Consider the following 26,789-nt stretch of genomic DNA (forward strand, 5'->3'; position numbering starts at 1 on the left):
CGGATGGGGCCCTAATCCCCCGATGAGGTTCTCATCAGGGTCTTCACGGGAAGAAATGGAGTGAGAATATGATAAAGAACAAATCTATGAGGAAGATGAGGAGCGACCTGAAGGCCGTCTCCCCGGTCATCGCCACCATTCTGCTGGTGCTCGTGGCGGTCGCTTCCGCCGTCGCCTTCTGGGCGATCATGCAAAGCTGGCAGGACGATCAGTCCGAAAAGCTCGGGACCGTAGACATCGGTGACGACACCCTTACTGGAAAGATTAAGGTTGCCGGAAGCACCACTGTCTATCCGATGATGGATCTCGCGGCTAAGAACTTCATGAACATAAACCCGCAGGTTAAGATTACCGTTCAGGGCGGCGGGTCCGGCGCTGGCGTCACCGGTGTCACCACTGGGACTGCTGACATCGGCATGATTTCCAAGGCCTGGACCGACGGTGAAACCTATCCCTCTATCGTGGCCACCACCATCGCCCACGATGGCGTTGTCATCATCATCTCCGACAAGGCTGCGGAGAAGCACGGGATCACCGATGCGATGTTGGAGGCAATGGAGACCGCGGACATCATGGGAGTCTATGGTGTGGCTTATAAGACTTCCGACGACAAGACCCTCGTTGAGGCAACCACCACTTCGATTGACACCTGGGGTGAGCTCGTTGTTGCTCTTGGTGGCACCTACACTGGTGAGGATGCTGACGCCCCCATTAATACCTACCAGAGGTCTGAGGAGTCCGGCACCGAGGAAGGCTTCGTCCAGAAGGTTATGGGCGCTTCTGACAAGCAGCTCCCCAAATTCTGTGAGGCTGAGGGCAAGGACGGCAACCCAGGCATGATCCAGGCGGTCAGCGCTGACGAGGACGGTATAGGTTTCACCTCCTATGGGATGGCTGCTTCTAACAGTGGTCTGATGTCCTTCTGGCTCAACGGCGTGGAGTGCACCCCTGAGAGCGTGGAAGCGGAGCTTGCCGACAAGAATGATCCTGAGGGCTATGATGGCTCCAGGCCCCTGGTCGTCCTGACCAATGGTGCCCCCAGTGGCATCGTCAAGACCTTCATCGACTACATCCTCGATGAGACCAACAACGTGGCCATCTGTTCCGCCGAAGGCTACATCTCTCTGTACGCTTAAGCAGACAGAGAGGCAAGTTCCAAACCCTTTTCTCAATTTTTTTACATATATATCCCAATGAGGTCCCTGGGGCTTCCAAGTTGATTCTATTGCATTATGGTCTACATACTTCCTTTTAAATCCACGGCCTATGAGTAGTCCATGTAATAATAGCTAAATAGTCGAACAATCGGCAAACATCTCGTATCATCAGATGTATGATTGTGTGCTCGGCGTTGATGCCCTCTCTTAGCGTGGCGACCTCTGTAGAGCGCTCCATGTGCAATAGGGAACATAACCCCGCGTCGGGCAGAATGGGTGTCTCTTGATGGTTCCTGTAAATAATCTATTGACGTTATATATAAACAATTGGCAGGTATTAACTATCTTATGTTTGTGCGTAATCCTGAATGGCCATCTCGGAAAAAAAGATAATGGGGCTTATTCTCCCACTTCATCTCCTGACCATTATTCTTCTATCAATATATGTGAATTCCTTGGGCCTGGTGTTCATCCTGCCCGTGATTGTGGTCTGCGAGGCAATCATTCTCATCTATGCAAGGGACAACGCCAAATTGTTCTTATTCATGTGGCAACTGCCATTTTTCATAGTACTGCTCCTAGCCCTGCTGGTTGAACCCAACAGGCTTCTCAATATTGACAAGGTTCCTTCGCTGGCGCCCCTCCTCTTCATGGGGGCCCTGGCTCTCATGGAGGCAATAATGGCGGCAATCTGCTTCCTTGGGGAGAGGGCCATCAAGCCCATCCTCTTCGGGTCTACCGCGACCATGATAGCGGCCGTCTTTCTCATCGTCGCCCTCATAGGCAGCGAGGGGATGATGGGCATGATGGAGAACGATCCGATAGAGATGCTGACCTCCACCAGTTGGTCAGCTCACTATGACCCTGACACCGAAGGTCATCTCTACATCCCCATGGTGATCCTGCAATACGATTTCGACGTGAGCACGAACAACAGCGTCGTGCACGTCCAGCCTGGTGTAGATGCCATACTATCTCTTATCATAATTAACAAAGGCGCCCTAGGGGATCGGTACAGCATCAGCGTGGTCGCAGGCCCCGAGGTCGAATGCCGACTTTCCCAGGACATCGTAACGGTCAACGGCAGCAGCGCGTCGGAGGTCCCGCTGATCTTGTGCTCACACACGCAGGGTTCATTTGATGTCGAAGTACAAGTGGATGGCGATAACGGCGGGAAGAGGGGCGTAGATATTAGACTGGAAGCATCGAATGCAGGCATAGAACTTGATCATGAGGGCGAGAAGACCATCAAAACCGGCCCCGAAGGGTCAACGGGCTCTTTTCCGTTCAGCGTAACCAACACCGGCACTGAGGGATGCAACATCACCTTCGTAGTGACGGCGTCGGACCATTTCCGCCCATCCATAAGGGGTACATCTAGTTGGAATTACTCGCTGAGTGAAGGCTATTCCTACCTGGGGGCAGGGGAGGTTGGTAACTACTCCCTCATACCTCGCTTCCTGAAGTTGGAGGGTGGTATATATAATGTCAGGGTCGACATCACCATTAATGGTACGGATGTTCAAGAGATTTACAATCTGGTCTTCGACTATCAGTCAGTTAGGTATGCCTGGTCGCTGAACGATTGGACCCTGCCGCTCCACCCCGGCACGGTCATGGAATGGACTGTCGTGGTGGGAGCGGACAATCGTGCGCCCTACACCATGTTGACCTCCATTCCGGAAGGATGCTCTGTGACGGCGACCGTCAACGGGACCGAGATCCCGCTCACGACCGAGTGGAATCGGATAAAGCTTGACAACAATGGCACCGCCATGGTCACCCTGCTCGTGTCCGCGTCCGAGGAGTTAACAGGAGATTCGGAACTGACCATGGGGTTCAGAACGACCGGGAGCACGCAATCCTTCGGGATGGCGGGATTCCTGGCGGGAACGGCTATAACGGTTGCGTTCGCTCTTCTCTTCGCCGTGCCATTAGCCCTGGGAAGTGCGATCTTCTTGGTGGAGTACGCACCGGGTCGGCTTCGAAAAGTGATAAAACCGATTATGGAAATCCTGGCAGGTATCCCGTCGGTCGTCTACGGCCTATGGGGAGGATTGACACTAGGACCAATGTTATCGACCAACCTCTATCCGTTCGTCAGTTCGACCCTGGGTTCCGTCATTCCATTTTTTCATTCCGAAAGTTCGTACATGTCCCCATCGATATTCACCGCCTCGATCGTGTTGTCCATAATGATCTTCCCGATAATAATGACCCTTTCATACGATGCGATGTACGCAGTGCCATCGGACCTTAAGGACGCCTCGCTGGCGACCGGAGCGACTAAGTGGCAGACCATACGAAGGGTGGTGATGGTGAAGGCCAGATCGGGCGTGATCGCCTCGGTGGTGCTGGGCATGGGCAGAGCCATAGGGGAAACTATGGCCGTGCTCATGATAATGGGATGCACGTCCAGGATCCCGGGCAGCATCTTCGACAGCGTCGGCACCATGACCTCGGCGATTGCCTCGCAGTTCGGGGAGACATACGCATACGATACATCCAGGCATGGCCTCTTCGCTATCGCCCTGATACTCTTCCTTATTGTCTTCGTCCTCAATCTGGTGGTCCTCAGTGTCACTAGGGAGCACGGTAGCCGCCGGACGAACTTCCTGTTCAAGCGGTTCAAAGGGGTTAAAAAGGTCATCGCTGCAAAGTTGGCTAAAAGGGGAAGATATGTGGACATCAGAAGCATGTTCAAACCGAGTGAACGAAACGCTCGGTTCGACAAATATGCTAAATGGTGCCTGTACGCCTGTGCCGCCATCCTCATGGTGATTGTAGCGTACATCATGGGGGATGTGATCATCAGGGGAGGCAGCTCACTCAGGCTCTCGTACTTGTTGGAGGCGGAGTTTGGGTCGGGCACAGAGGGAGGAGGCTTCCTGAATGCCATCACCGGTTCTCTTGCCTTAGTGGCGATAGCCATAGGATTGTCAGCCCCAATAGCGGTACTCGCGGCCATTTACTCGAACGAGTATGCCAACAAGAACGGTCTCATCATTCGGATGACCTCCTTTGCCACGAGCACTCTTGCCAGTACACCCTCCATCATCTACGGAGGGTTCGGTTTCATGCTGTTCGTGCTGTACTTGGGCTTGGGGTTCTCCCTCATCGCAGGTGGACTTACGCTGGCGCTCATGGCCATGCCCCTCATATTCATGAGCGCTACCGAGGGCCTCAAATCGGTCCCGGGCACCTTCCGAGAGGCATCATATGCCCTGGGGGTCTCCAAGTGGGCCACGATAAAGAACGTTATACTGCCGGTCTCGTTCTCATCGATATCGAGCGGGGTGATTATCGCTATCGGCAGGACGATAGGCGAAACGGCAGCCATCATCCTCACTGCTGGCTATGCTGCGATGCTTACCGACAGCTTGTTCATGTCGGCGGCATCGCTGCCGAACATGATCTACAAATATTTCAATTACTCTTTCTTGCATCCAGAAGTCGGTGAAAAGCTCTACGCGGCGGCCTTCGTACTGATCATGATTATCATAGTACTGAATCTGGCGGCCAGGCTGATAGCCTCCAGGTCACAGAAGCATATGGGAATCGATCTCGGGAACAAATCGTGGTGATCTGCAGAACGATTGATGACAAAGAGATGGAGAAAGGCTACTGACGAGGCTCAGCCGATTGACCATGAACCGCTTTTATGAAAGACGAGGTTCGGCCCTGCGTTATAAGATATAAAGAAAGGAAGGTGGCCGCAAGCCCGTTGCAAAGGATTTGATGGAATGATCAAGCAGTCGGTGTGGCCGTCTTCGCCATCGTCGTGTTGTACTCCATCACGAAGTAGTGATTTATGGCCGCCTCGCCGATGTCGGACGCGTACGCCCTCGTCCGCTCGATGCTGTCCACGATGTATGCCAGGGGCACGATGTTCGTCGCCTCCCCCCTCATCGACAGCACTTCGCGGCTGAGGTTCTCGATGTTATGTGACAAAAGCTCGGCGCGGTTCACCACTTCATTGGCGGTGTCGAACTTGTTCTGGTAGAACGACGAGACCGCGTCGTCCATGAGCTTGATGACCTCCGAGTCCATGGCCATGATCTTGGGCGTGAGTTCCTCCTTCTCGTCGATCTTGGCCGCGTTCGCGGCGATGCGCCCGGCATGGTCGGCAACCCTCTCCAGCGTCCTGGCCACCAGCAGGTAGCCCTGCGCCTCGATGGTGGAAACGCCCATCTTGTCGGCGAAGAACACGTCCCTGATGATCTGGTTGTACTGCTTGGAGATCATCCAGTACAGCTTGTCGACCTCCTGATCGCGGGACTGCACGTCCTCGGCCATGTCCTTGTTCCTGGTGCTCAGGATGCCGATGGCGTCCTGGTGCATGTCCCGGGCGATCATGTACATGCGCTTGATGCCCTTGACCATGGAGAAGTCGCTCGAGTCGAGAAGGTCCCTAAGCACCATGATGTTGGACGACTCCTCGATCAGCTGGGGCCCGATGACGCTGTGCGTGAGGTCCCTTATGTCCTGGCGCACGTTCTTGGGCGAGTTGCCGTTGGTGCGGAACTCGATGAGGTTGTACCCGGCGAGGTAGGCGCCGATGAACTTCCTGAAAAGCTGCTCGTTGTCGTTGGAGTCGACCATGATCACCTTCTTGGTCTGCTCCCTCTCGCTCTTCTTGAGCTTGGGGTTGATGAGCATGGTGCCGTCCGGCAGGGGGACCAGGACCACACTGTCCCCGTTCCTCAATTGAACACTGGTCACCCATTTCTTGGGGAGGGAGACGACGTAGGTCGATTTCCCGGTCACCTGAACTTTCCTAGTTTCCACAAGGGACTCATTTAGGACTGCGGATATAAAGTGTGTCAAATTAGAGAATGGAGAACTATATGTCCTCCGCATTCTACATGCTCGACAATAGTTCAAGCATCCAGCATGAACGTGTTCGGCCTTGTTATCCGAAAGCCCCGGACACGTACTTCTCGGTGCTCTCGTTCTGGGGGTTCTCGAACACCTGCTTGGTCGGCCCGTACTCCATCAGTTTCCCCAGGTACATGTAGCCGGTCCGGTCCGACACCCTGGCGGCCTGCTGCATGTTGTGCGTCACGATAACGATGGTGTACTCCTCGCGGAGCTGCCTCAGGAGATCCTCGATCTTGAACGTGGCGATGGGGTCCAGGGCCGAGCACGGCTCGTCGAACAATATGACCTCCGGCCGCATCGCCAGCGCGCGGGCGATGCACAGCCTCTGCTGCTGCCCCCCGGAGAGGCTTGCGGCCGGCCCGTCCAGCCGGTCCTCCACCTCGCCCCACAGGGCGGCGCTCTTCAGGGACGATTCCACGATCTTGTCCAGCGTCGGCGGGTTCCTGATGCCCGCGCACCTGCACCCGTATGCCACGTTCTCGTAGATGGAGAAGGGGAAGGGATTAGGCCTCTGGAACACCATGCCCACCTTCCTGCGGAGGTCGATGAGGTCGGTGGAGGGGTCGTTGATGTTCTCCTCGTCAAGAAGTACGGTGCCCTTCACCCGGCAGCCCTGGATCTGGTCGTTCATGCGGTTAAGGCAGCGGAGGAGGGTGGACTTGCCGCATCCGGACGGGCCGATGAGCGCGGTAATGCTCTCCGGCGGGACGTCCATGGTCACCCCGTACAGCGCCTGCTTCTCCCCATACCAGAGGTCCAGGTCCTTGATGGATATGGCCGAGCCCGTGATGTCACCTTCCTCGGGCGTTCCCACACTTTCTCCGTTCATAACGGCTGGCGAAATAGAATATATTCCTGAAAGGAGACCACATAGTTCTACATGATGACCGGTGCATTTCCACTGGAGAGAAAGGCCGTTCGTAGAAATGACGCTGGTCGGCGGGCGCGTGGGGAGTTCGCCGCCCTTGCGGAGGTTTCGGAAAGGCTGTCGCCTCAATAAGTGGGCTGCAACTGGATGTCCATGTTCTTCAGCCGCAGCCGGATGGGGCGCAGGATCTCGTTCTTGGTGAGGTCGTGGGGCTTCAGCCGCACCTTTATGACGTCCTTGGACTCCACCACGATCAATTGGTGGCCCCAGTACCGGAGGAGATCCACCAAGTTCGACAGCTCTTCCCGCTTGGGGAGAGTGAACCCCTCAGTGGTTATGTGGAGGACGCCCAGATTCTCCCCGGTCTTGACGATATTGTATTCCGTGACGAACATCGTCAGGAATTATTTTAGCATCAACCTTATTAATCTTTTTTATATCGATAGTGGAGGATTGATGTCTCGTCTGGATGTCATCCAGCGCTCCGCTCTCTCATGGACATATTGCACATCCAGCAGTGTCCGTGGGGGCGTCGCGGTTCCATAGGAACGCCGGAGCGGCGGCGCATGCAATAGGGCCACATCGCTCTCAATTGTAATGGCATGAACCAACTTGAAGCCTCTGTAATAGAGAAAAAGCTCCTGTTAGATGGGGTCCGTTTCACTATGCGTGATGAATTGGCAGCAATAGCTGCCAAGATAGACAAGGATCTAACCACAAGCTTGTCTCAAAGGTTTTTCAGGGGAATGTTCTATGTCTCCAGTCCCGATGAGATAGCCACAGGGGTCCGTGACTACTCACTCATGAAATGATAGCGGAGGGGTTGCAGATGAGAGGCTCAGACCCCTGGTATTTCGCGCTGGACTTGTCGCTCAGTAGATGGGGCCTCGGAAAGATGCGTCGTTGGTCCACCTTTGGAGTATTCGCACCAGATCGATATCGGACGGATCGCATCCTACCTGTCGCATTACCCGGGATGTTCAAGGCCGTGGTAGATGAGTAGTTCATATGGCACTTTCTTGGATCAGGCATGTAGCACCTTGAATATGAAGAATATGCGCCTAGTGGAAAATCTACCCTAATTCAGTTCAGATATTTCATATTTTGAATGCGAGCCCAGTTAATAAAATAAAATAATAAAAAATAATTGTTGTTTTTATAAAACAAGAAGATTATAAAAAAGCATCGTGAGATTATCGGAAGATTTTTTCAAGTCCTTTTCGGATTCATTATGTATTTAACAGATCTTCCCTTGCCTTCCCGGATTAAAATTCCATGTCCCGCCAATCCTTTTAGGTCCCGATTAGCTGTATCATATGCAACATTGAATTTTTTAACTAACCATCCGCTTGCCACCGATCCTGAGGTCAATACCTCTTTTAAGGCAGCAAGTTGTCTCTCATTCAACGTCGCCTCTATTGCCGGGGTCACAAGAAGTCGGCTCTCAGGCACGCGTATCTGGTCGATGTTCTCTCCAGGGCCTCGAAGAGTAACTTGAAAATAACCATCCTCTATGCTTATCGCGGGGTTATTCAATCCATGTTGAAACATCAGTTCACGCATTCTCATGAAGCCACTGCCTCTTTCCTCAATCTTCTGGAAATGGGACAGGCACTGGGCAATAAGAGGATTCCGTGAGCATGGTCGATAATTGCCACTCCGTAGCTTTGCTAGTGTTATCGGCGATGGAGGAAGACCGGGGCTAGATATTACCACCCTATCTGAAAAAACCTCCAATATTATTTTCCTACCTCGATCTTCATATTGTCTGTGGGCTACTGCATTTACCAGAGCCTCTCTCAATGCCTCTTTCGGGTATTCGTCGATCCTCACTCGGTTCAGTCCCATAACCCTCATCGGATGTCGGGTATTGCGATCCACAAAAGACATTGCCTTTTCAATCATCTCTGGCAAAGGCCCCCATATATCCTCTTGATCTCTGGGCTCTCTGTCTTGGACCGTAGAGCGGTAAGCATCTGCCATTATTCGAACCTGAGGAAATGCCGTTGAGGGATTACGCGCCAACATCAGTACGCCGGTAGCAGTGGCATAGTGCCCGCCATCGCTAAAGTTGCGATAGATCAAGCCACGAACTATGGCCTCTTTGACAAGATCGTCGGCCTGTAGAGGTTCCCCACTCTCCTTTGTTGATTCAAACAATCTTCGTGCTATGCCGTGATCCAAGTCATCCCAGGAAAGGCTGGTCAGAGTTTGCGACTCAAACGTTGAGGTCGCTTCGATGGTTTGTTCCGCAATGATGTCCTCATCGCTCGTTGACAATATGTCATACTTTTCATCAAGTAGCCCGACGAGGGCAGCACGAACCTCTTTCTGGAGTTCAACGATGTTCCCAAAGCGCTTATATTTCAAACCGTCATCCGTAATTTCCTTTAGAAAAGCCTCTGTAGCTTCATCTCTTTTAAATCGGCTATCCCCTTTAATAAAAACGAGACAGGATGCTCCAGCATCCTTTGCATGACGATACTCAGCATGGGTCACGGAGATATCGCCAAGTTCTTTGATTTTATTCCCGTATTCACTTCCTACTATCAACAGGTAAATTGGACAACTGTGGATTGTTTTTAAGCATCCATCGATCGCTCTTTCCGGAGAGGCGGGTTGTAGCTCATACAGTACTGGCGATATTTGAGAAGCTAAGAATTGATCAGAGATTATGAGGTTGTTGATGATTAGGCGCTCATCCTCCAATTCCTTTTGAGCCGAACTCACGAACGCACGAAATTTCCCGCTAGTCAAATGGTATTCACATCCACGAAAACGTTCATATTATTTTTATTTGAGTGATATGAACTGGTTATGCATTCACATGAATAATAATTATCGGTCTGTGGGCTGGCCTACCAGGGCTTAACTCCGAGTCCGAAGAGTTGACAGAGGAACAGTCGTCGCAGGTCAACTGTTGGAGCGCTCCCGCCTGATGAACTGAGGATGGGCCGCGCCCCACCTGACGTCTTATCCGATGATGTTCAAGGCCGTGTTGGGAATGTATCTTGGTAGCCGTTTCTCGGATCTAGTGTGCTGGCTTCGAAGGTGAAGGACAAATATCCGATGAGGGAGGAGTTCTACCTTCACTCCTTGCTCAGTGAGATTCCAAGAACGAATGGTCACATAGTGAAGGATGAGTGGTTAAGAGGCGGCAGGCACATCATAAGGTGTAAAAAAAGAGAGCAGAGATGTGGTATGGCCAACATCAAGCTGACGTTGGACAAGGCGGCAGACTGTATGTCGGAAAGTTGCATAACTACGAGAACGAGCGAGCGCTCAAGGAATCCAGGTTCATGTCGCCGCCGTTCGGAAGCAAGGCCTTAATGGTGCGCCCCATCCGCAAGTGCGGTCGATTCAACAGGAAGTGTCGGACGTGGGCAGCTACCGCCCGGGGCAATCAACTGGGAGACGAAGCGATGAAACATGCAGAGATCGACTATCGCAGGCTCGCGATTCTGCGGCAGCGGCAGCCTAGTGCTCCCTCCGGCAAGCCGAGGCGAATATGATTATCGTCGGCCAAGGCTCCTCTGATGCTGAAGCGGACATCGCGGAGAAGACGTTTCACAGCATGTCATGATTGTAGCACTATGGGCCGGATTTGGACCTGGCGGAGAATGGGTGGGCGCGGCCGGGACCGGCGGAAGAAATATAGCTTGAATAGGGTCTTTTCTCCGCGTGAAGCGCAGGGTCTCGTTCTTCCCCGGCAGCACCTCCGTCGAGGTCGATGACGGAGCGACAGTGCTCGACGCCGCGGTGGCTGCGGGCGTGCCGGTGAACAGCGTGTGCGGGGGCAAGGGGACCTGCGGCAAGTGCGTGGTCATCGTGGACGGGCCCACCGCGATGACGGGAAAGGGGAACCTGTCCGATGAGGAGGTCGGGCTGGGCTACCGGCTGGCCTGCCTCACCGAGGTGAAGGGCGACCTGACGGTGTTCGTGCCGGAGGGCTCCCAGGTCCGTGAGCAGCAGATCATGACCACGTACCGGAAGGAAGAGGCCGGCAAGCTGTCCCCCCTCGCGGAGCGCAGGATGGCGGACATGCCGGCGCCGAGCCTCGACGACAGCACCGCCGACCTGGAGCGGTTCCTGAACGCCCTGGGGGTGCCGGACCTGGAGGTGCCCCTGCCCCTCCTCAAGCGGCTGCCCAGGACGCTCCGGGACAGCGGATGGCGCGTGAGCGCGCTCATCGGGCGCACTGACCGCGGCCGGAGGCTCATGGACGTTCGCAGCGCCGCTCAAAGTCCCAAGGAGTACGGCATCGCCGTGGACATCGGAACGACCACGGTCGTAGCCGAGCTGGTGGACCTTTCCACCGGGGACCCCGTCGCGCAGTCCTCCGATTACAACCGGCAGATCGTCGCGGGCGAGGACGTGCTGTCCCGCATAGCCTTCGCCGAGGAGAAGGGCGCCGGCCGCCTGACCGAGCTCGTCCTCGATACCATCAACGGCCTCGTCGGGCAGCTGTGCGAGGAAAGGGACGAGAAGCGTAGATATCACTCCGGCATCTGCGGCGACGACATCGTAGCCGTGAGCGTGGGCGGCAACACCGTCATGACGCACCTGTTCCTGGGCCTCGATCCCAAGAACATCCGGTACGAGCCGTACATCCCCACCGCCGGCATCCCACCGATCACGAGGGCGCAGGAGGTCGGGCTGAGGGTGCACCCCGAGGCCCCGGTGTATTGCGTTCCCGGCCGAGCCTCCTATGTCGGCGGGGACATCACCGCCGACGTGCTGCTGTCCGGTCTCCACGCCAAGGACGAGCTGGCAATGCTCATCGACGTCGGCACCAACGGGGAAGTGGTCTTGGGCGACCGGGATTGGATGGTGTGCTGCTCCACCTCCGCCGGACCGGCCTTCGAGGGCGGGGAGGTCTCCTGCGGCATGAGGGCCATGACCGGGGCGATCGACTCGGTGTCCATCAAGGATTACGACATCGACATCACCACTATCCGCAAGACCCCCCCGGCCGGCATATGCGGCTCCGGCCTCATCGACCTCATAGCGCAGATGTTCCTGGCCGGCTTCGTGGACAAGAAGGGCCGCATCGCCGCATCCGGTTCGGAGCGGGTACGCTCGTCCGGCCGGGGGATGGAGTTCGTGGTCCATCCCGGGCAGGGGGGGAAGAAGGACATCTTCGTCACCGACGACGATATCTCCAATGTCATCAGGACCAAGGCGGCCATCTACGCCGGCTGCTCGGTGCTGCTGCAGAGCGTGGGCAAGAGCTTTGACGACGTCGAGCGCCTGTATATCGCCGGCGGGTTCGGCAACTACATCAACGTCCCCAACGCCCAGGCCATCGGGCTGCTCCCGGACGTGCCGAAGGAGAAGTTCGAGTTCCTCGGCAACGCCTCGCTGGGCGGGGCGGAGCTGTGCCTGCTGTCCGAGGACAGGAGGGCGGAGGCCCGCTCCATCTATGATCGGATGACGTACCTGGACCTGTCCTCGTCATCGGCCTTCTTCGACCAGTACTCCTCCGCGCTGTTCCTGCCGCACACCGACCTGGAGCGGTTCCCCCGGGTCAGGGAGCGGATGAGGGCGTGAGGCATTGGCTGAGTTAATGTCGTTGTAGTCCGCACCGACTTAAGGTGACCCAGTCTCCAGTCCCCGGAGACAATGCCGAAGCTGTCGCAGGACACTTGCGAAGGAGGGTCAGAGGAACGTCGGCAGGCGGCGATTAAGAGGATTGGGGCCCGGGACGTGAAGGTCGTCGAGCTCATCGGGGTTGGGAAGATCCCCATAGGGTCTTGGAGAGCGTGGACGAGGGATTGGAGGAATCGTTCAAATGCGGTGCCCCTCTGCCGAAGAAAGTGGTGTTAGAAGTCGAGTACGGGCTGACGTTCCTTGACGTGATATGTGAGGCATCATCTGACGGGTCCCCCACCATACACGGAACTCACTACGCTGGCAACGAGGATGCCGGCCCTCTTCGTGCAGCGAGGGCCGAGGGGTCGAAGTGATCAAACACTCTTTTTATCAAGTGATGGGCCGGATCTTCAGAGCACGCAGCATACCGTCTTGTCATTGCATTTTCCTGCCCTTCAGCAACCCCTTGAACTCCGCTAGCGGGTCTTTGATGCGGTACCTCAAAGACCGGGTCTTGCCAAAGGATTCCAGGGCGCCCCGCTCTACCAGTTCGGAGAGGCGTTTGCGTATCGTCTGCTCACTTGTAGTGCCTATCCAATCCCTCGCTTGGGCCACGGAGAAGGTGTCCTTGTGCGCTCGCGCCTTGATCAATATCCTCCGGGATTGTTCATCGATGTCTGCTCCCAAGAGGTCCTTCTTGGACAGTGTCGAGTAAGCCTCCTCGTAGCCCTTAAGCACAGCGATGGAGACGAAGTCGTTCAGTTCTTTGTAGGAGCCGCTTTCATCCGCATAGCCCAGCAGATCGTAGTACAGCTCTTGGTCTTCGACCATCATTCTATCTATTTTGCACAGATGGGAGTTCTTTAGCGCTCTGTCTTGCAGATATAGATGGAAAAGGCATCGTCCGGTCCTTCCATTCCCATCTTCGAAGGGATGGATGCTCTCAAACTCATGGAACATGACCGTGGCCGCGGCGATCGGTTCGTACGCCAATGCTTTTTCCTTCGTCCATTCCAGGAGGGAGGACATTTCGGCCCGTATGTGCTCTGGAGGGGCAGGGATGAAATGCTCTTCCCCCGTCGTAGTGTCGCCTACGATGGCAAACTTATTGCGATAGGCCCCTATCTTCGAATTGTTCCCTGTGCCTTCTAAAAGGTATCTGTTCAGAGAACATATCGAATCATGGGTCCAAGGCAATCCATATGGCTCGGGATCGAACAGATGGACCAAGTAGTTGATGATCTCTTGAACGGGTCCGGGCGCACGCTCTTGGATATGGCCGGACAGAGTGGCCAAAGTTACTCTCCTGACCTCTCCTTCGGAAAGAGGGTTCCCTTCCAGTTTGGTAGACCAATGGATGTTCGATGCATAGGCACTGGTGACCAGGTCAAAATAATCATCCGCGCTAAGGAAGAACCGCTCGAACTCCTGGTCCATTTCCCTGATCTTCCGGACCCGTGAGATGAATTCGGGAGTGACCATGATCTCGGGATCGAAGGGATCTTTGTGCCTGTGCCTTACTGGATATCCCTTAGGCTTGAATGTTGCAAGATAGTGATATTCATTTATCATAATATTTCATCATATTTCAAGTCACTATATTAACTTTGTTGCTATTATGATATTTATTTATTGTAATCTTTGTCCACTTTGCCTGAGCACGGCCCCCATATGATCCGAGATGATGGCGGTGTCCGTAGAATCGGCAACCTTTATTACGACCGAGTCTCTTGAGCGCTCGTGGACTGGAACTGCGCACCCAGCTGCATCGGCTCGTTACCGCACACCGACCCCGTGAAGGCGGTCGACCTCGTCCTGGAAAAGCTCAAGACCATGCCTTTCTGGCCCCAGTTGCCCTGCCGGGGCTTCCGGGAGAACATGTACAACCAGTTCGCCTGCTACCTGCCTGGCACCAGGGTGGATGAGGAAAAGAAGAAGCTCACCGTGGACCTGGACAGCTACGACCCGGAGGACATATACACCCGGATAGTGACGGAGGACGTCGCTTCCTTCGCCCTCCCCAAGGAGAGCTTCGCCGGGTTCCACGAACTGATGTCCCGCGAGCTGCCGGCGACGACGAAGGCGCTGAAGGGGCAGGTCACCGGACCCATCTCCCTGGGCCTCCAGGTGGTCGACCGGAACGCCAAATCCATCATCTACGACGAGGCGTACTTCGAGATCGTGCGCAAGAACCTCAACCTCATGGCGAGGTGGCAGGAGGGAGAGCTGAGGAAGAAGTTCCCCCAGACCGCCATCTTCCTGGACGAGCCGTACCTCAGCCTCATCGGCACCCCCTTCGCCAGCGTGCCCCCCGCCGACGTGGTCAGCTACATCAACGACACGCTCTCCGGACTGGAAGGGGCCAAAGGCATCCACTGCTGCGCCAACACCGATTGGCCTTTGGTGATGAGCACCGACGCGGACCTGCTGTCCTTCGATGCCTATGACTACGGCCACACCATGGTCCTGTACCCCGAGGAGGTGGAGCGCTTCCTGAAGAGGGGGGGCTGCCTGTCCTGGGGCGCCATCCCGAACAACGAGGAGACCGTGGCCGGAGAGACCGTCCCCTCGCTCGTGGAGAGGCTGGAGAAGCTGTTCCGCTCCCTCGGGGACAAGGGTGTCGACCGTGAGCTGATATTGAAGAACTCCATCCTGACGCCGCAGTGCGGCCTGGGCGGTCTGGACGAGGCGACCAGCGGCAAGGTCATGGACCTGCTGAACGGCGTGTCCGAGGCGCTGAGGTCCAAGTACTCCCTGGAGTGAGCATGGCGTTCGTGGCGGCGGTGGCCGGCAAGGGAGGCGTGGGCAAATCCACCATCTCCGCCATATTGGTCCGCGCTTTGGCGGAGAGGTCCGGGAAAGTGGTCCTGGCCGTCGACGCCGATCCTAACTCCAATCTCGGCGAGAAGCTGGGCGTGAAGGCGGAGAGGACCATCGGCGATCTGCGCGAGGACCTGCTGAAGAGGGCCGAGGAGATCTCCGCCGGCGGATCGAAGCAGGACGCCGTGCTGTACCAGCTCCGCCTGGCCATGGTGGAGGGGAAGGACTTCGACCTGGTGACCATGGGGAGGCAGGAAGGAAGGGGCTGCTACTGCTACATCAACAACCTGCTGCGGACCTTCCTCGACGACGTCATGGATCGATATCCGTACGTCATCATCGACAACGAGGCGGGGATGGAGCACCTGTCCAGGCGCACCTGCCAGAAGATGGACGTTCTCATCGTGGTCTCCGACGCCACTGCCGTGGGGCTGAGAACGGCGGAGCGCATCCTCGATCTCGCCAGGGCCATGGAGATCGACGTGAGGTCGTCAGTTCTTCTCATCAACCGATCGTCCGGGGAGCTGCCGGAGCCATCGAAGGAGCTGGTACCGTCCGGCTTCGACAGGACGGTGGTGCTGCCGTTCGACCGAGCCATCGAGGAGCTCGCCATCTCCGGCGCGCCCCTGGCCTCGCTGCCCCAGGACAGCGCGCTGTTCATCGCGGTGAGGGAGTTCGCCGACGGCCTCCGCTGATCTCCGGTTTGTGGTATTTCTTCGATTCTCTGTATTGAAAGCAAATTATAAATGGTCACACTCCCTCGATGGTCCGGGAAGTAGAGGCCTGGTGGGAAGTTCGTGAAGTTAAAAAAGAAATATCTGGCAGCCCTGGTGGCGTTGCTGCTGGTCATGACCGCGGTGGTGTCGTCGATCATCGTCAGCTCCGTGCAGGGCTCCCGCATAGCCTATGTGGCGGTGAGCGCGGACAAGGAGAGCTATTCCCTGGGGGAGAACGTCACGTTCAAGCTCCGCCCCCTCAGCCAGGGAGTGGACTTCACCATCGGCGGCGGTGCTGGCGACCCCAACTACGGCTCTTACTTTGGCGAGGTGGTGTCCATCGTCCGCATCCCCGATGACATGGACCCCTACTCCATCATCGACGACCCCGACGTGCTGAACGACATGTACTCTTGGAGGAACCACAACAGCGTCAACCTCCCCATACCTCAGTTCAGCTCGTCGGGGGAATCCCTTTCGATGTCGTGGAACGGGACCGTCTGGGCATATGACAGCAACTATGCGGGCCATGTCTGGGGGCAGGCCACCGCCGGCTATTACCTGCTGTACCCGGGCAATAATTACTACTATTCGTACGATCGGACCGTCAAGTTCTTCCTCGACCACAGCTCCCTCTTCTACTATGGTGGGCTGGACGTGGACTATAATTTCACGACCGAGGGGCAGCGCACCAACCTCATCATGAACCTGACTCTGCCCAGCAGCTCCTCTCCCGTGGAGGGCTATCTCTCTGCTTTCATGCCAACCGGCGGCCCCGTGAACGCGTCGTCATTTTTCAACCAAACCCTGGACCTGCGCCCCGGCGAGACCACTACGATCAGTATCGCCCTCCCCTCGGCGTACCGCAGCTCCCTCACTCTGGACGCGATCCTGACGACCGGTTCTGGTAGGTTCATCTTCGGATTCTACACTTCGCTATATCATGATGGCCAGGGGGAGGTGACATATGTCCTCCACCAGTACTGAGACCGTGCTCTCCGGCCGGGAGCTGTCCAAGACCTATGGCAACATGTTCACCCGAGGGAACATCCACGCTCTTGACAAAGCGTCCTTCGAGGTCCGCCGGGGAGAGATCTGCGGCCTGGTGGGGCCGAACGGGGCGGGCAAGAGCACCATGCTCAAGCTCATCATGGGCATCGAACCCAAGTCGGGCGGCTCCATTGACATGAACGGCCTGGACCCGCGGACCGCCCTCGGGTACGTGCCGGAAAGGCCCACCTTCCTGGAGGACCTCTCGGCCTACTACAATGTCCTATACATCGCCCGGCTCAACAACGTCCCCGATCCGGAAGGGACCAGCAGGAAGCTCATCGACGAGTTCGGGCTGAAGGGCCGCGGCGATGATCCCGTGTCCTCGTACTCCAAGGGGATGAAGCAGCGCCTGGCCATCGCGCGGGCGGTGGTGCACCAGCCCACCGTGCTGCTCATGGACGAACCCTTCTCCGGCCTGGATCCGGGGATGATGATCGAGCTCCGCGGACTGCTGAAGGGCCTGAAGTCGAAGGGCATGGCCATGCTGCTGTCCTCCCACGAGCTCAACGAGATCAACCAGCTGTGCGATTCCATACTGTTCATCAAATCAGGCAGGATCCTCAAGAAGGAAGGCTTCGGTCCCTCGGAGGAGCGGATGACCATGCAGCTCGTATTGGCCTCCCCGAACGCCGGAGTGGTGGACGCCCTGGCGCGGTGGGGGCAGGGGACGGTATCCCCGGACGGAATGATAATTACCAAGGAAGTGGCGAGGGACGAGGTCCCCGACATCGTGGCCGCGGCGGTGAACGCCGGCGGCCGCGTCATGGAGTACCGCACCGCCCAGAGGAAGGCGGAGGACATGTACGCCGAGATCTATCTGCAGGAGGCCAAGGCATGAGCGAGTTCAGCACCCATCTGCGCAAGGACGCGAAGCTGCTGACCACCGACTCGCTGTTCGTGGTCCTCCTGGTACTGCTGGCCATAATATCGTTCATCATCGCCCTCACCACCTCGACCTCCTATGTTTGGAGCCAGACTCGCGGGAGCAGCGTGATCACGCAGGCGATAATGGAGGAGAACCAGAAGACGGCGCTGATAAGCTACTGGATCTCCATCGGCACCATACTCATGGCATTGTTCTCGGCCGTCGCTGCCATGGCCATGAGCGTGGAGAAGGACAGCGGGATGAGCAAGTACATCCTGACGTTCAAGGTGCGCAAGCCCCTGTTCTATCTGAGCAAGCTCCTGGTGCTGACGGTGCTGGTGCTGGCGGCCATGGGCATATCCCTGGCTGCCTACCTCATCGTGTTCTCGTTCATGGACGTGCCCATGCTGGACATCGGCAGCCTGGCCGCTTCGATGCTGTTCCCCATGCTGGGCATGCTGGTCTTCGCCTCCCTGGGGCTGGCGCTCTCGACCCTTACCAGCAAGAAGGGGGCCGTGATCGCCCTGGCGGTGGTGCTGTTCCTGGCCATGACCTCCATATCCTCGGTCTCCATGTCCCTGGGCGTCAACGCCGCGCTGGACGTCAATCCGGAGGCGGGGCCGAACAATTACACCGCATACATGCCATGGGGGTACAAGCTGCTCATCTACGGCAACCCGGTGATACTGGCGCAGGGGACCAGCTATGCGTTGGGCGTCGATACGGGCTCCTCGTACTCCCTCATATTGTTCGATACCGCGGGAGGGGTGGCGCTGGGCCTCGGCTTCTTCGTCGCCTTCGTCGTCCTGGGCATGCTGTCGTTCTCCCGGGAGCGCACCGAGCGCGGGTTGATCTACAGCATGCGGGACAGGTTCTCGAGGCTCAAAAGGACCTGAGGGGGCCGAGCAAGTCGGAGACGCCTGTTCGTCGCAGCAAATCCAGCAGACCTATGCATTGCGTTCGGCACCATGGAAGCTGAGCGGTCCGGCAGGGCCTGTTCACGTCAGGTCCGCTGCGGCCCCCGAACGACGGTCCCGCATCACAGGGACTTGAGCAGCTTGGGGATGCCGGAGGATTCCTTCGGCCCCACTACCACCTTCATTCCGGTGGCCTCCCCCAGCTTCCCGGACATGCGGGACACCATCCCCGGGATGATCAGGATGCCCCTCTTGTTCCGGTCCCTCGCCCCGGTCTCCGCGAGCGCCTCCGCCACAGTATCGGTGGTGAGCTTGCCGGCCGAGAACGCCGTCAGCACCGACAGCCCCTCGGTATCCACCACCAGCAGCCACGCGGGCACCTTGCTCTTCTCGATGTCCGCGGCCACGGTGAAGTAGGTCAGGGAGAAGTTGGTGGTGAATATTATCGGCGCGTTCTCCCTGGGATCGCCGATGGGATAGAGCCCCGCCTTGACCTGGATGGGCACCTGCGGATCGGTGTAGATGTTCTGCCGCAGCACGAACAGGGGGATGGCGTGCGCCGGGTCGAGGTCGTCCAGCAGCACCACGCCGCCGTACTTCATCGTGGACACCAGCGCCCTGAGCAGCGCTTTCCGGTCGCCGGTGGCATTGGTGACTATCGGATATCCGAGCCCGCGGAAGGTCTTCTTCACCGCGTTCTTGCGCACGATGGTGTTCTTCTCCAGAAGCTGCTGCAGGCTTTCCGGCTCCAGGTCGAGCATCATGTCCTCGACCCCGGCGGCCTTGGCCTTCTCCACCAGGGAAGCGAGCATATTCAGGTCCTTGTCCCTGATCGCCAGGGGGCACTTCGCCTCCTTGGCCACGGAGGCCATGGCGTCGAGGCTCGATGACGAGGCAGCATACAGCAGCGGCTTCCTCTCCTTCACCGCGGCAACGGCGGCCTTCATGGCGTCCGGCGAATCGGACATCAGCACCAGCGGCAGGTCGGTGGAGGACGCGACCCCCTTCACGGCGGAAGCGAACTTGAAAGCATCCCCGGAATCGTTCCTCACCCCCACCATGTCCATGCGGAGCACCTGCCCGACCCTCTCGAACTTCAGCGCGGCCACGCGCCCGAGCTTCTTGGCGATCTCTTCCCCGGACGCCGCGTCGGATATGACCACGGCGTAGCGGGTGGGGTGGAAGAACTTCTTCTCGTGGCGGTACAGCTCGGTCTCCTCGCCCAGCTCGACCTTGTTCTCTCCTGCCCCGATGGTGATGAGCCGGATGGGCGGCGCGGAGGAGGCTTCCAGCTTGGCCTTGGCCTCATCGGACACGTAGGGGCAGTCAGCCAGCTTCACCTTCTGGTTGGCGAGCTGCATGGCGAACGCCAGGCACGTGGGGAAGCCGCACTTCCCGCAGTTGGTCTTCGGCAGGAACTTGAAGATCTCGATGGCGGTCGGCATTCACTTCCCTCCCCTGAGGTCGGTGATGGCGTCCTGAAGTATCGCCGCGGCCTTAGGGCTTCTCACGACGAGAATATCCGCCCCGGAGACCAGTGCCGCGAGGCCGGTGGTCGCTTCCCACCACGTCCCCCGCTCCTCGGCGTCGCCCCACTTCGCGTCCTCCTCCGTCGCTTCCCTCGCTTCCCACGAGGAGGTAATGTCGCACAGCATGGGCATCTGCAGCATGCGGTCGCCCATCAGCGCGGCGATGCGGATGCGCTCGTTGACGGAATAGGAGTACTCCAACCCCATCCCCAGGCCGGCCATCAAGGGGTCCATGACCACGTTGTCGAGCTTTACCCCGAAGTCCGTGAGCAGGATGTTCATCTGCTTCGCCAGGTTTATGTCGAGGTTCGAGAAGGCCACGATGCCATGGCGGTTGGCCATGGCCGCGGCGGAGATGCTCTTGTAGGCGTTCTCCTCGGCGTTGCCGAGCAGCAGCCGTTCCTTGGGGGCGGCATTGCTCACCGCTTCCATGGTCTTGGCGTCCTTCTCCTCGCTGCCGCAGCCGTACACGATGACCGGAACGCTCACGGCGGAGAGCACCTTCTTTACCGTTTCCGCCGCCTCCTCCGGCGAGGCGTTCTTCCCCTCGGGGTTGGTGGACTGCAGCTTCAGGCAGACGATGTCGGCGTGGAACTCCTCGACCCACTTCTTGGCCCAGGCCGCCGGATCGCCAATCGCGCCGCCGAACGGCTTAACCGCGAGGTCTATGAGGCCGTCAGCAGTGTCGACGACCTCGCCGGCGATGAGCTGCCGGTGCCCCAATCCCTCGTACGACAGGAAGGGCATGCCCGCCTCGCCGCCAATGGTCAGGGGGCTTCTGCTCCCGCCCTCGGAGGACGATGCTCCCAGAGTCTCGACGCCTACCTTTCCTGACCACTTTTCCTTGGGGACCGGTACTTCGACCATGAACTGACCACTCTCACGACAGCAGCGGCGGCAGCTTCAGAGCCGGATGGTCCACTTTGGCCATCCACTCGGTCAGGCCGTCGGCCTCGGTGGTGACCGTCTCGTCGGCGATCTTGTCCAGGAAGTCTGGCTGCCCCAGCTCCTCAGCCCGTGCCTGTAGTGATTCACGCATCGACTCCTTAAGCTCTTTGGGCATCCAAGCGATGCGCAGGAACCCGCCGTCAGCAGGGATGAACTTCTTGCTCGTTAAATATTTTCTGCCTATGCCGATAAATCCGGGCGTCTGCTTCCCCCCGCCCACCGAGCCGGCCAGGGAGGAGAACTTCATGCCTATCGGGGTCATCCCCGGATATTCGCGATTGACAACTACCACGCCCTGCATGTCCGCGGTCATTCCCACGATGACCTCGAAGCAGCCGCACGAGGTCATGGGATCGTCCATCATGGTGTAGATGTTGACCTTTTCGATCTTGTGGTGCGAGGCCTCGAAGACCGCTTCGTTGGCGCCCTTCTCGTCCCTTGACGGCGTCCAAGCACTCGCCTTTTACTACCGGCTGGTTCGGCCCGTTGGGGTCGATCTCCTTGGCCGCCTTGGCGTCGAGCCAGTTGATGGCCCCGCACAGACCAAGGCGCTCTGGAGCAATGATGCAGACGTGATCAGGCGCGAAGGACTGACAGTTCTTTACCACGATGCCATTGATAGTGTAATTGTGAGTCTCGTCAACGCTGAAGTTGAAGAGCCGGTCCGTTTCGCAGGGGATGCGCTCGACGGAGCGGATCTTCTGGAATCTGACGTCTGAATTAGCCCAAGCCCGAAGGGCTACGTAATCCTGATCGTCGCTGGGCACCCTATCATTAATGGCGTCCAGGACCATCAGGAGCTTTCCCTTGCTCGGCCGGCAGAGTCCTTTCTTCCACGCCATTAAGGATTTGTAGTCCACCGGAAGATAACTTGTGAAAATGCCATAGCGATTGAGCAAGTCGACCAGCATTGGCCCACAAGCCATGGTTACGGTGTCAGATCGGACAACATGGTTTGGGTCGCTTCGTCGCGCTATTGCATTGAGCTTTTCCCTCTTTTCAGGATGACTGGACCCGATTAACTCCCTGAATAGGATTGCATCGCCATCACTACTGCACATCACCTGATAGCCACGTTTCCCCCTACAGATCCTTGTCGCAATCCCGAACCTCCTCAATAGTAGGTGAATGTGACGTGCCTCTAAGCGGGAACGGGTAGCGAATCCGAAGCGTTTGCTGGCTAAAACAACATGCCCATCGCCATCGAAAAGGCCGCTCAGGAACGCTGCTACGAGCTCATCAGGAAGTTTTGAGATGATGTATCCTTTCCACTTATGCTGCCTCTTTTGAAGCCCAATACCCAGGCCGTTCAATAACCGGCCGAACAGTGTGTTATGGACATAGGAAACAATCAGCGGTTTGAACGGATCGATCCTCAGTGTCTGGGACCGACAGGTACTGGGCTGGAAGGGGTTCTCACGAGGTGGACGGCCGAAAAGCCCCTCTATAATCGTTGCGAACCGTTGAGTAAGGGCAAACTCTGAATTCGTGAATTGAACGGTCACACCGCTACGCCCGTTCTCTCCATGCCAAAAGACGCAACCGTCGGAAGCGATTAGCCCCGCTGCATACATGATGTCCGCATCGAGCTTCGTCCGGCTCAGCATCGCGTTGCTCTGGAACACCCATATTCGTTCTTTAATTGCATCCCAGTTCAAACCGATTGCAGGAACCAGTCTCTTGAGCTCACCAATCGTCAGTCGCTGGTGAGTGGGTTGATTCCGATAGAAGACATAGTATAGTCTTTGGAAGGGGATTCCACTCTTCTCTGCGGCCTCCTTGAGCCCCATCCTGGAGCCCAACCAGGACATCAGTTCAACATAGAATTCGTCATCCGAGACGCGATAGTCGTCCGGCAGGTAGTCGATAATCGACAGCGATCCTGTAGGTTCCTCCACGTGATGAGGCATCGCGTCCACGACGACGTCTCTTTCTCGGAGATCACCTGCCCTGACCCATTTCAGCCCTTCGATTGAATCGACCAGCACCTTGTGATTGGCGGTCAGGGTCAGGTCGTTCCAATTGCCCAAGGTAATCTTCACCAGCTCCTTTGGCGGAGGGTTGATGAAGAGTTCCCCTGTGGGGCGGGCGATCATGTGGTTCGTTGCGAAGGTCAACACCGGTTGCGGCCCATAGTCAGCAATATTCTCGATCAGTCTCTCCATGGGCAGGAACGAGCCGTCTCCCAGCATGACATCCTCGCCCGCGGGTACACAGAGGCTGCACGAGTAAAAGTCCTCCACGCTTTCGTCGGTCAGACCGGCCATGCGGGAGTCGCGCTGCGCATACGCCTCGTGCGCGGCAGGCAGCCGCTTGTTAATCTCGTTCTGGTCCGTGATGATGGTGACCTGCACCCTGCTCACGATGTTGCCGAACTCCTCCTTGAGCTTGGCGATGAGGATGTCCCCGAGGTGCTTGAGCCGAAGCCCCTGAGCGACCGAACTCTTGCTCATGCGGACCCAGATGATGTTCCTCTGGCCGGTGTGCCACAACCCCTCGGCGTAGTTGGCGAACAGGTGGATGCGGCGTTCCAGCACCGACTCGAAGTCCTCCTGCATCTTCTTGCCGTATACGTCCACGACGATCGCCAGGGGGGTGGAGCTGCCCTCAGGCATCTCGTCCACGTCCTTCCCGATGACGGCGATCTTGCCGTCCTCGATCTCGTCCTCCGCCTTCTGCCGGAGGAGTTCGAACGCCACCGTCTTGGACGCACCCCCCGCTTCGAGGTAGGTGTCCGGCCTGCGGACCGTCTCGCCCTCGAAGGCCGGGCCGTACGCCACCGGGATGTCGACCGCCGCGAGCTTGACGCGTATGTCGCGAGCTTCCAGCGCGGTCTGCACCATGGCGTCGAGGTCCCTCACCGGGACCAGCTTGTCCGGGATGCCCTCCACATTCTGGTCGGTGATGACCGGCGCCCCGTTCAGAAGTGCTGCCAATCCCGACGCCGCCAGCACCGGGTCCAGCGGACCGAACGCCAGCACGAACACCTTCGGGCGCTTTGCCAGGTACGCCGCCAGGTTCTCCCGGTCGCCCCTTGATATGGCGCCGAAGGACAGGGCCGCGCGGATGGCGAAGTTGAGGGCGTGCACGATCTGCGTCCCCACGCCCACCGGGTACAGCATCACTCCCAGCCCCATCTGGACGCCTTCCGTCCTGAGCTGCTCGATAACGTCCCCCGAAGCGATGATGAGGATGCCCTTGGACTGCAGGTCCCGGATGATCCCCACGAGCTTCCGGGGGTCCGAGGCCTTCCCCGCCAGCACGGCGGCCCCCGGTATGGTGTCGTCCACTAACGGCACCCCCAGCTCCCTGATGACCTTGTCGGGGATGAACCCGGTGAAGGGGGTCCTCTCGTACGGCCGGGGGTTGTCGACGTATTTGAGCACCTCGACGATCTCGGCCGCGATCATGCAAGCCTCGCCGGCGATCAAAGCGTTGGCGGCGGTGGGCTCGGTCCCGATCCTGGTCCTGTAGTCCGAAAGGACGTCCGCCAGCTGGCCGGTCCTCTTGGCCTCCCTCCCGTCCCAGCCATATATGGCCGGGAGCTCGTAGGCCGTTTCCGGATACTCCACCGCCCGGTCCTCTCCGTATTTGGCCAGCGCCTCCCTCAGCGCTCCGTCGGCCAGGCCCAGAACGGTCTGGGCGCCCTCGATGGCCAGGGCGAAAACGTCCTCGTTGGGGATCCTGTGGTCCGAGTTGGCGGTGGGTTGGTGTTCCGGTTGCAAGGGACTCCTCCCGTCAGGGCCTCAGGCCCCTATGACGCTTGGAATATAATGTCCGCGGCGCTATTTCTAGGCTGGGCTTTTGCTCGGGGTGGCGAGAAGCGTGCCGGCTCACAGCCCGATGGGCTCCATGCTCTCCACCCAGTACCGGCCCTTCTGCTGCGACAGCACCCCCTCCAGGGCGGTGCGCAGGTCCGGCAGGGGGAGGTCGCACTTGCTGACGTCGACCACGATGTCCAATGTCATGGACTCGTAGTACACCAGGACCTCGGTGTACAATGAGACGACGTTCGCGCCGTGCTTGGCCAGCATATCCACCACGCGGTTGATGGCCCCCGGCTTGTCGGGGATGACGAAGGACGCGGACGCCAGCTTGGCGGCGGGGTCCATCACGGTCACGGAAAGGACGTAGGAGTCGTGGTCGCCCACCAGCATGAGGGGCTGTCCGTCCTTCACGTCCTTGAGCTCGGCGAGGAACTCCGCCGGGAGCTCGAACTCGTCGTTCTGGATGACCGTCGGCGCCTTCTGCTTGCGCTTGACCTGCTTGGTCTTGACGACCTTCGAGCCTACCGCGGCGCCCTTGCTGTAGCGGTCGGAGATGCGGGACACGCTCATCTCCAGGGTGTCCACCTTGTCCAGGCTGGACGGCCTCTGCTTCTTCTGGGCCTCGAACTCCGACCTAAGCTCCTCCGGCTCTCCGTAGTAGGAAAGGTCGGCCAGCATGCGCCAGGTCATGGCCACGCCGGGGATGGTGCTGAGCGATACGGAGTTCAGGATGTCCACGTTGCGGTCCGCCAGGAACTTCGACGCCTGGGCGCACGCGCCGGGACGGTCGATCATGTGGATGGTCAGCTGGCACAGCTGCCGGTAGTTCTCCGGGCCGAACGTCGACAGGACGATCTCGTACGAGGAGGCGCCGCCGTAGTCGTAGCGGAACATGGTGCTGAAGACCTGGCTTCCGTTGACGAGCCCGAGGGGGTCCCCCAGCTCCTTGTCGATCTTGATCTTCTTGCCCTGCAACCTGCCGAACTGCCAGAGTCTCATAATCTAGCCCAGGACGGCGAATAGGCTCCGGCATGATAAAGATTGCTCGGCGGCACCGCTTGCGCGTAAGGGGAAAATATCGGCCTGCCCGATCGATGCTGGGCCAAGACCGGCGCAGGTCCCGTTGATCGCCCGGACCGTCCGGAACGACCCCTTGGAAAAGTAATCCTTTAATAGCCACGCGCTCCAAGACGTTAGTCCACGGCCCCCCGGCGTATGCCAGGGAGCAAGAGGTGGATCTGATGGCAAGGCGAAGGAGACCCGTTCTGATAACGGTATTGGGGGTGCTGCTGTTCATCATCGGCATCCTGCAGATCGTGGGAGGTCTGGGCGCGACGTTCCTGGGCGGCGGCACCGCCGTTTCCGCCGCGGGGGTCCTCGGCGTGGTGGTCGGCCTGGTCAACCTGGCGCTGGCCTGGGGCGCGCTGAAGGGCTGGGGCTGGGTATGGACCCTGACCATCGTATGGATGGTCATCAACATCATCGTGGCCCTGCTCGGCCTGGTCGGGGTGGCCGTCGGCGTCGGCACCGGCGTCGGAGTGATCGGAGGCATACTCCTCCCGATCCTGGTCATTCTGTACATGAACGCCCAGGGGGTCCGCTCCTGGTTCGGCAAGAACAAGAGGATGGGACTGCCCAAGGCCCGGCGGGCCTAAACCCTTTCATATTTCCCCGCA

The 26,789-nt window shown here is 58.1% G+C and carries 20 protein-coding genes and 1 pseudogene; 11 read left to right on the forward strand and 10 right to left on the reverse strand.

The features are described from left to right. Positions 1 to 68 precede the first annotated feature (68 nt). Positions 69 to 1,136 carry a substrate-binding domain-containing protein gene (locus WYS_RS00600; RefSeq protein ID WP_019176220.1) on the forward strand — a complete coding sequence of 356 codons (1,068 nt, stop codon included), beginning with the start codon at positions 69 to 71 and terminating at the stop codon, positions 1,134 to 1,136. Between the two features lie 389 nt (positions 1,137 to 1,525). Further along, a complete protein-coding gene (gene pstC / locus WYS_RS00605; protein WP_019176221.1) occupies positions 1,526 to 4,741 on the forward strand; it encodes a phosphate ABC transporter permease subunit PstC in 3,216 nt (1,071 codons plus the stop codon). Positions 4,742 to 4,904: 163 nt separating this feature from the next. Here the strand turns inward: pstC and WYS_RS00610 are convergent, their stop codons facing one another. The 3 genes from WYS_RS00610 to WYS_RS00620 form a co-directional block, all read right to left on the reverse strand. Further along, positions 4,905 to 5,945 (reverse strand): phosphate uptake regulator PhoU, encoded by a 1,041-nt coding sequence (locus WYS_RS00610; protein ID WP_026068665.1) that lies wholly within the window; start codon positions 5,943 to 5,945, stop codon positions 4,905 to 4,907. Positions 5,946 to 6,069: 124 nt separating this feature from the next. Beyond that, complete coding sequence (pstB, locus tag WYS_RS00615) at positions 6,070 to 6,867, reverse strand: phosphate ABC transporter ATP-binding protein PstB (protein WP_019176223.1); 798 nt, start codon at positions 6,865 to 6,867, stop codon at positions 6,070 to 6,072. 164 nt (positions 6,868 to 7,031) lie between these two features. Then, complete coding sequence (locus WYS_RS00620) at positions 7,032 to 7,301, reverse strand: hypothetical protein (protein ID WP_019176224.1); 270 nt, start codon at positions 7,299 to 7,301, stop codon at positions 7,032 to 7,034. 207 nt (positions 7,302 to 7,508) lie between these two features. Here WYS_RS00620 and WYS_RS00625 point away from each other — a divergent pair, with 207 nt between their 5' ends. Beyond that, entirely contained in the window at positions 7,509 to 7,718 is a 210-nt protein-coding gene (locus WYS_RS00625; protein WP_019176225.1) for a hypothetical protein, read from the forward strand. Positions 7,719 to 8,115: 397 nt separating this feature from the next. Here WYS_RS00625 and WYS_RS00635 read toward each other — a convergent pair whose 3' ends face one another. Beyond that, the gene (locus tag WYS_RS00635; RefSeq protein WP_272898455.1) at positions 8,116 to 9,636 is read right to left on the reverse strand and encodes an ATP-binding protein; all 1,521 of its coding nucleotides are present in this window, start codon (positions 9,634 to 9,636) and stop codon (positions 8,116 to 8,118) included. Between the two features lie 951 nt (positions 9,637 to 10,587). On the opposite strand from WYS_RS00635, the gene WYS_RS00645 reads away from it, so the two are divergent. Both WYS_RS00645 and WYS_RS00650 read left to right on the forward strand, forming a co-directional pair. Next, complete coding sequence (locus tag WYS_RS00645) at positions 10,588 to 12,456, forward strand: ASKHA domain-containing protein (protein ID WP_019176229.1); 1,869 nt, start codon at positions 10,588 to 10,590, stop codon at positions 12,454 to 12,456. 203 nt (positions 12,457 to 12,659) lie between these two features. After that, positions 12,660 to 12,872, forward strand: coding sequence for a hypothetical protein (locus tag WYS_RS00650; protein ID WP_019176230.1), 213 nt, complete (start codon positions 12,660 to 12,662; stop codon positions 12,870 to 12,872). A gap of 61 nt (positions 12,873 to 12,933) precedes the next feature. On the opposite strand, the gene WYS_RS00655 is transcribed toward WYS_RS00650, so the two are convergent. Beyond that, positions 12,934 to 14,070, reverse strand: a complete 1,137-nt coding sequence (locus WYS_RS00655) for a Fic family protein (protein WP_019176231.1) — start codon at positions 14,068 to 14,070, stop codon at positions 12,934 to 12,936. 168 nt (positions 14,071 to 14,238) lie between these two features. On the opposite strand from WYS_RS00655, the gene WYS_RS00660 reads away from it, so the two are divergent. The 5 genes from WYS_RS00660 (at position 14,239) to WYS_RS00680 (ending at position 18,848) form a co-directional block, all read left to right on the forward strand. Beyond that, positions 14,239 to 15,261: a hypothetical protein gene (locus WYS_RS00660; protein ID WP_019176232.1), complete on the forward strand. Its 1,023-nt coding sequence runs from the start codon at positions 14,239 to 14,241 to the stop codon at positions 15,259 to 15,261. A 2-nt stretch (positions 15,262 to 15,263) separates the two neighbouring features. Next, the gene (locus tag WYS_RS00665) at positions 15,264 to 16,013 is read left to right on the forward strand and encodes an ATP-binding protein (protein ID WP_026068668.1); all 750 of its coding nucleotides are present in this window, start codon (positions 15,264 to 15,266) and stop codon (positions 16,011 to 16,013) included. 102 nt (positions 16,014 to 16,115) lie between these two features. After that, positions 16,116 to 17,021 (forward strand): hypothetical protein, encoded by a 906-nt coding sequence (locus WYS_RS00670; RefSeq protein ID WP_147654543.1) that lies wholly within the window; start codon positions 16,116 to 16,118, stop codon positions 17,019 to 17,021. Continuing rightward, positions 17,002 to 17,925: an ABC transporter ATP-binding protein gene (locus WYS_RS00675; protein ID WP_019176235.1), complete on the forward strand. Its 924-nt coding sequence runs from the start codon at positions 17,002 to 17,004 to the stop codon at positions 17,923 to 17,925. Before WYS_RS00670 ends, WYS_RS00675 begins: the two co-directional genes overlap by 20 nt. After that, on the forward strand, positions 17,922 to 18,848 hold the full coding sequence (locus WYS_RS00680) for an ABC transporter permease (RefSeq protein WP_019176236.1): 927 nt from the start codon (positions 17,922 to 17,924) through the stop codon (positions 18,846 to 18,848). The genes WYS_RS00675 and WYS_RS00680 overlap by 4 nt, the downstream gene beginning before the upstream one ends. Before the next feature lie 143 nt (positions 18,849 to 18,991). Here WYS_RS00680 and acsC read toward each other — a convergent pair whose 3' ends face one another. The 5 genes and pseudogenes from acsC to WYS_RS00705 form a co-directional block, all read right to left on the reverse strand. Next, the gene (gene acsC, locus WYS_RS00685) at positions 18,992 to 20,314 is read right to left on the reverse strand and encodes an acetyl-CoA decarbonylase/synthase complex subunit gamma (protein ID WP_019176237.1); all 1,323 of its coding nucleotides are present in this window, start codon (positions 20,312 to 20,314) and stop codon (positions 18,992 to 18,994) included. Continuing rightward, positions 20,315 to 21,265, reverse strand: a complete 951-nt coding sequence (locus tag WYS_RS00690) for an acetyl-CoA decarbonylase/synthase complex subunit delta (protein ID WP_019176238.1) — start codon at positions 21,263 to 21,265, stop codon at positions 20,315 to 20,317. A gap of 13 nt (positions 21,266 to 21,278) precedes the next feature. Beyond that, positions 21,279 to 21,734 carry a hypothetical protein gene (locus WYS_RS16510; protein ID WP_336603352.1) on the reverse strand — a complete coding sequence of 152 codons (456 nt, stop codon included), beginning with the start codon at positions 21,732 to 21,734 and terminating at the stop codon, positions 21,279 to 21,281. 103 nt (positions 21,735 to 21,837) lie between these two features. Then, positions 21,838 to 25,071 (reverse strand): annotated as a pseudogene (locus tag WYS_RS13815) (LAGLIDADG family homing endonuclease); the annotation flags it as partial. A gap of 108 nt (positions 25,072 to 25,179) precedes the next feature. Next, positions 25,180 to 26,112 carry a hypothetical protein gene (locus WYS_RS00705; RefSeq protein WP_019176240.1) on the reverse strand — a complete coding sequence of 311 codons (933 nt, stop codon included), beginning with the start codon at positions 26,110 to 26,112 and terminating at the stop codon, positions 25,180 to 25,182. A 242-nt stretch (positions 26,113 to 26,354) separates the two neighbouring features. On the opposite strand from WYS_RS00705, the gene WYS_RS13820 reads away from it, so the two are divergent. After that, the gene (locus WYS_RS13820) at positions 26,355 to 26,768 is read left to right on the forward strand and encodes a hypothetical protein (RefSeq protein WP_147654545.1); all 414 of its coding nucleotides are present in this window, start codon (positions 26,355 to 26,357) and stop codon (positions 26,766 to 26,768) included. Positions 26,769 to 26,789 lie beyond the last annotated feature (21 nt).

The sequence above is a fragment of the Methanomassiliicoccus luminyensis B10 genome, from assembly GCF_000308215.1.
Classification (GTDB): Archaea; Thermoplasmatota; Thermoplasmata; order Methanomassiliicoccales; family Methanomassiliicoccaceae; genus Methanomassiliicoccus; species Methanomassiliicoccus luminyensis.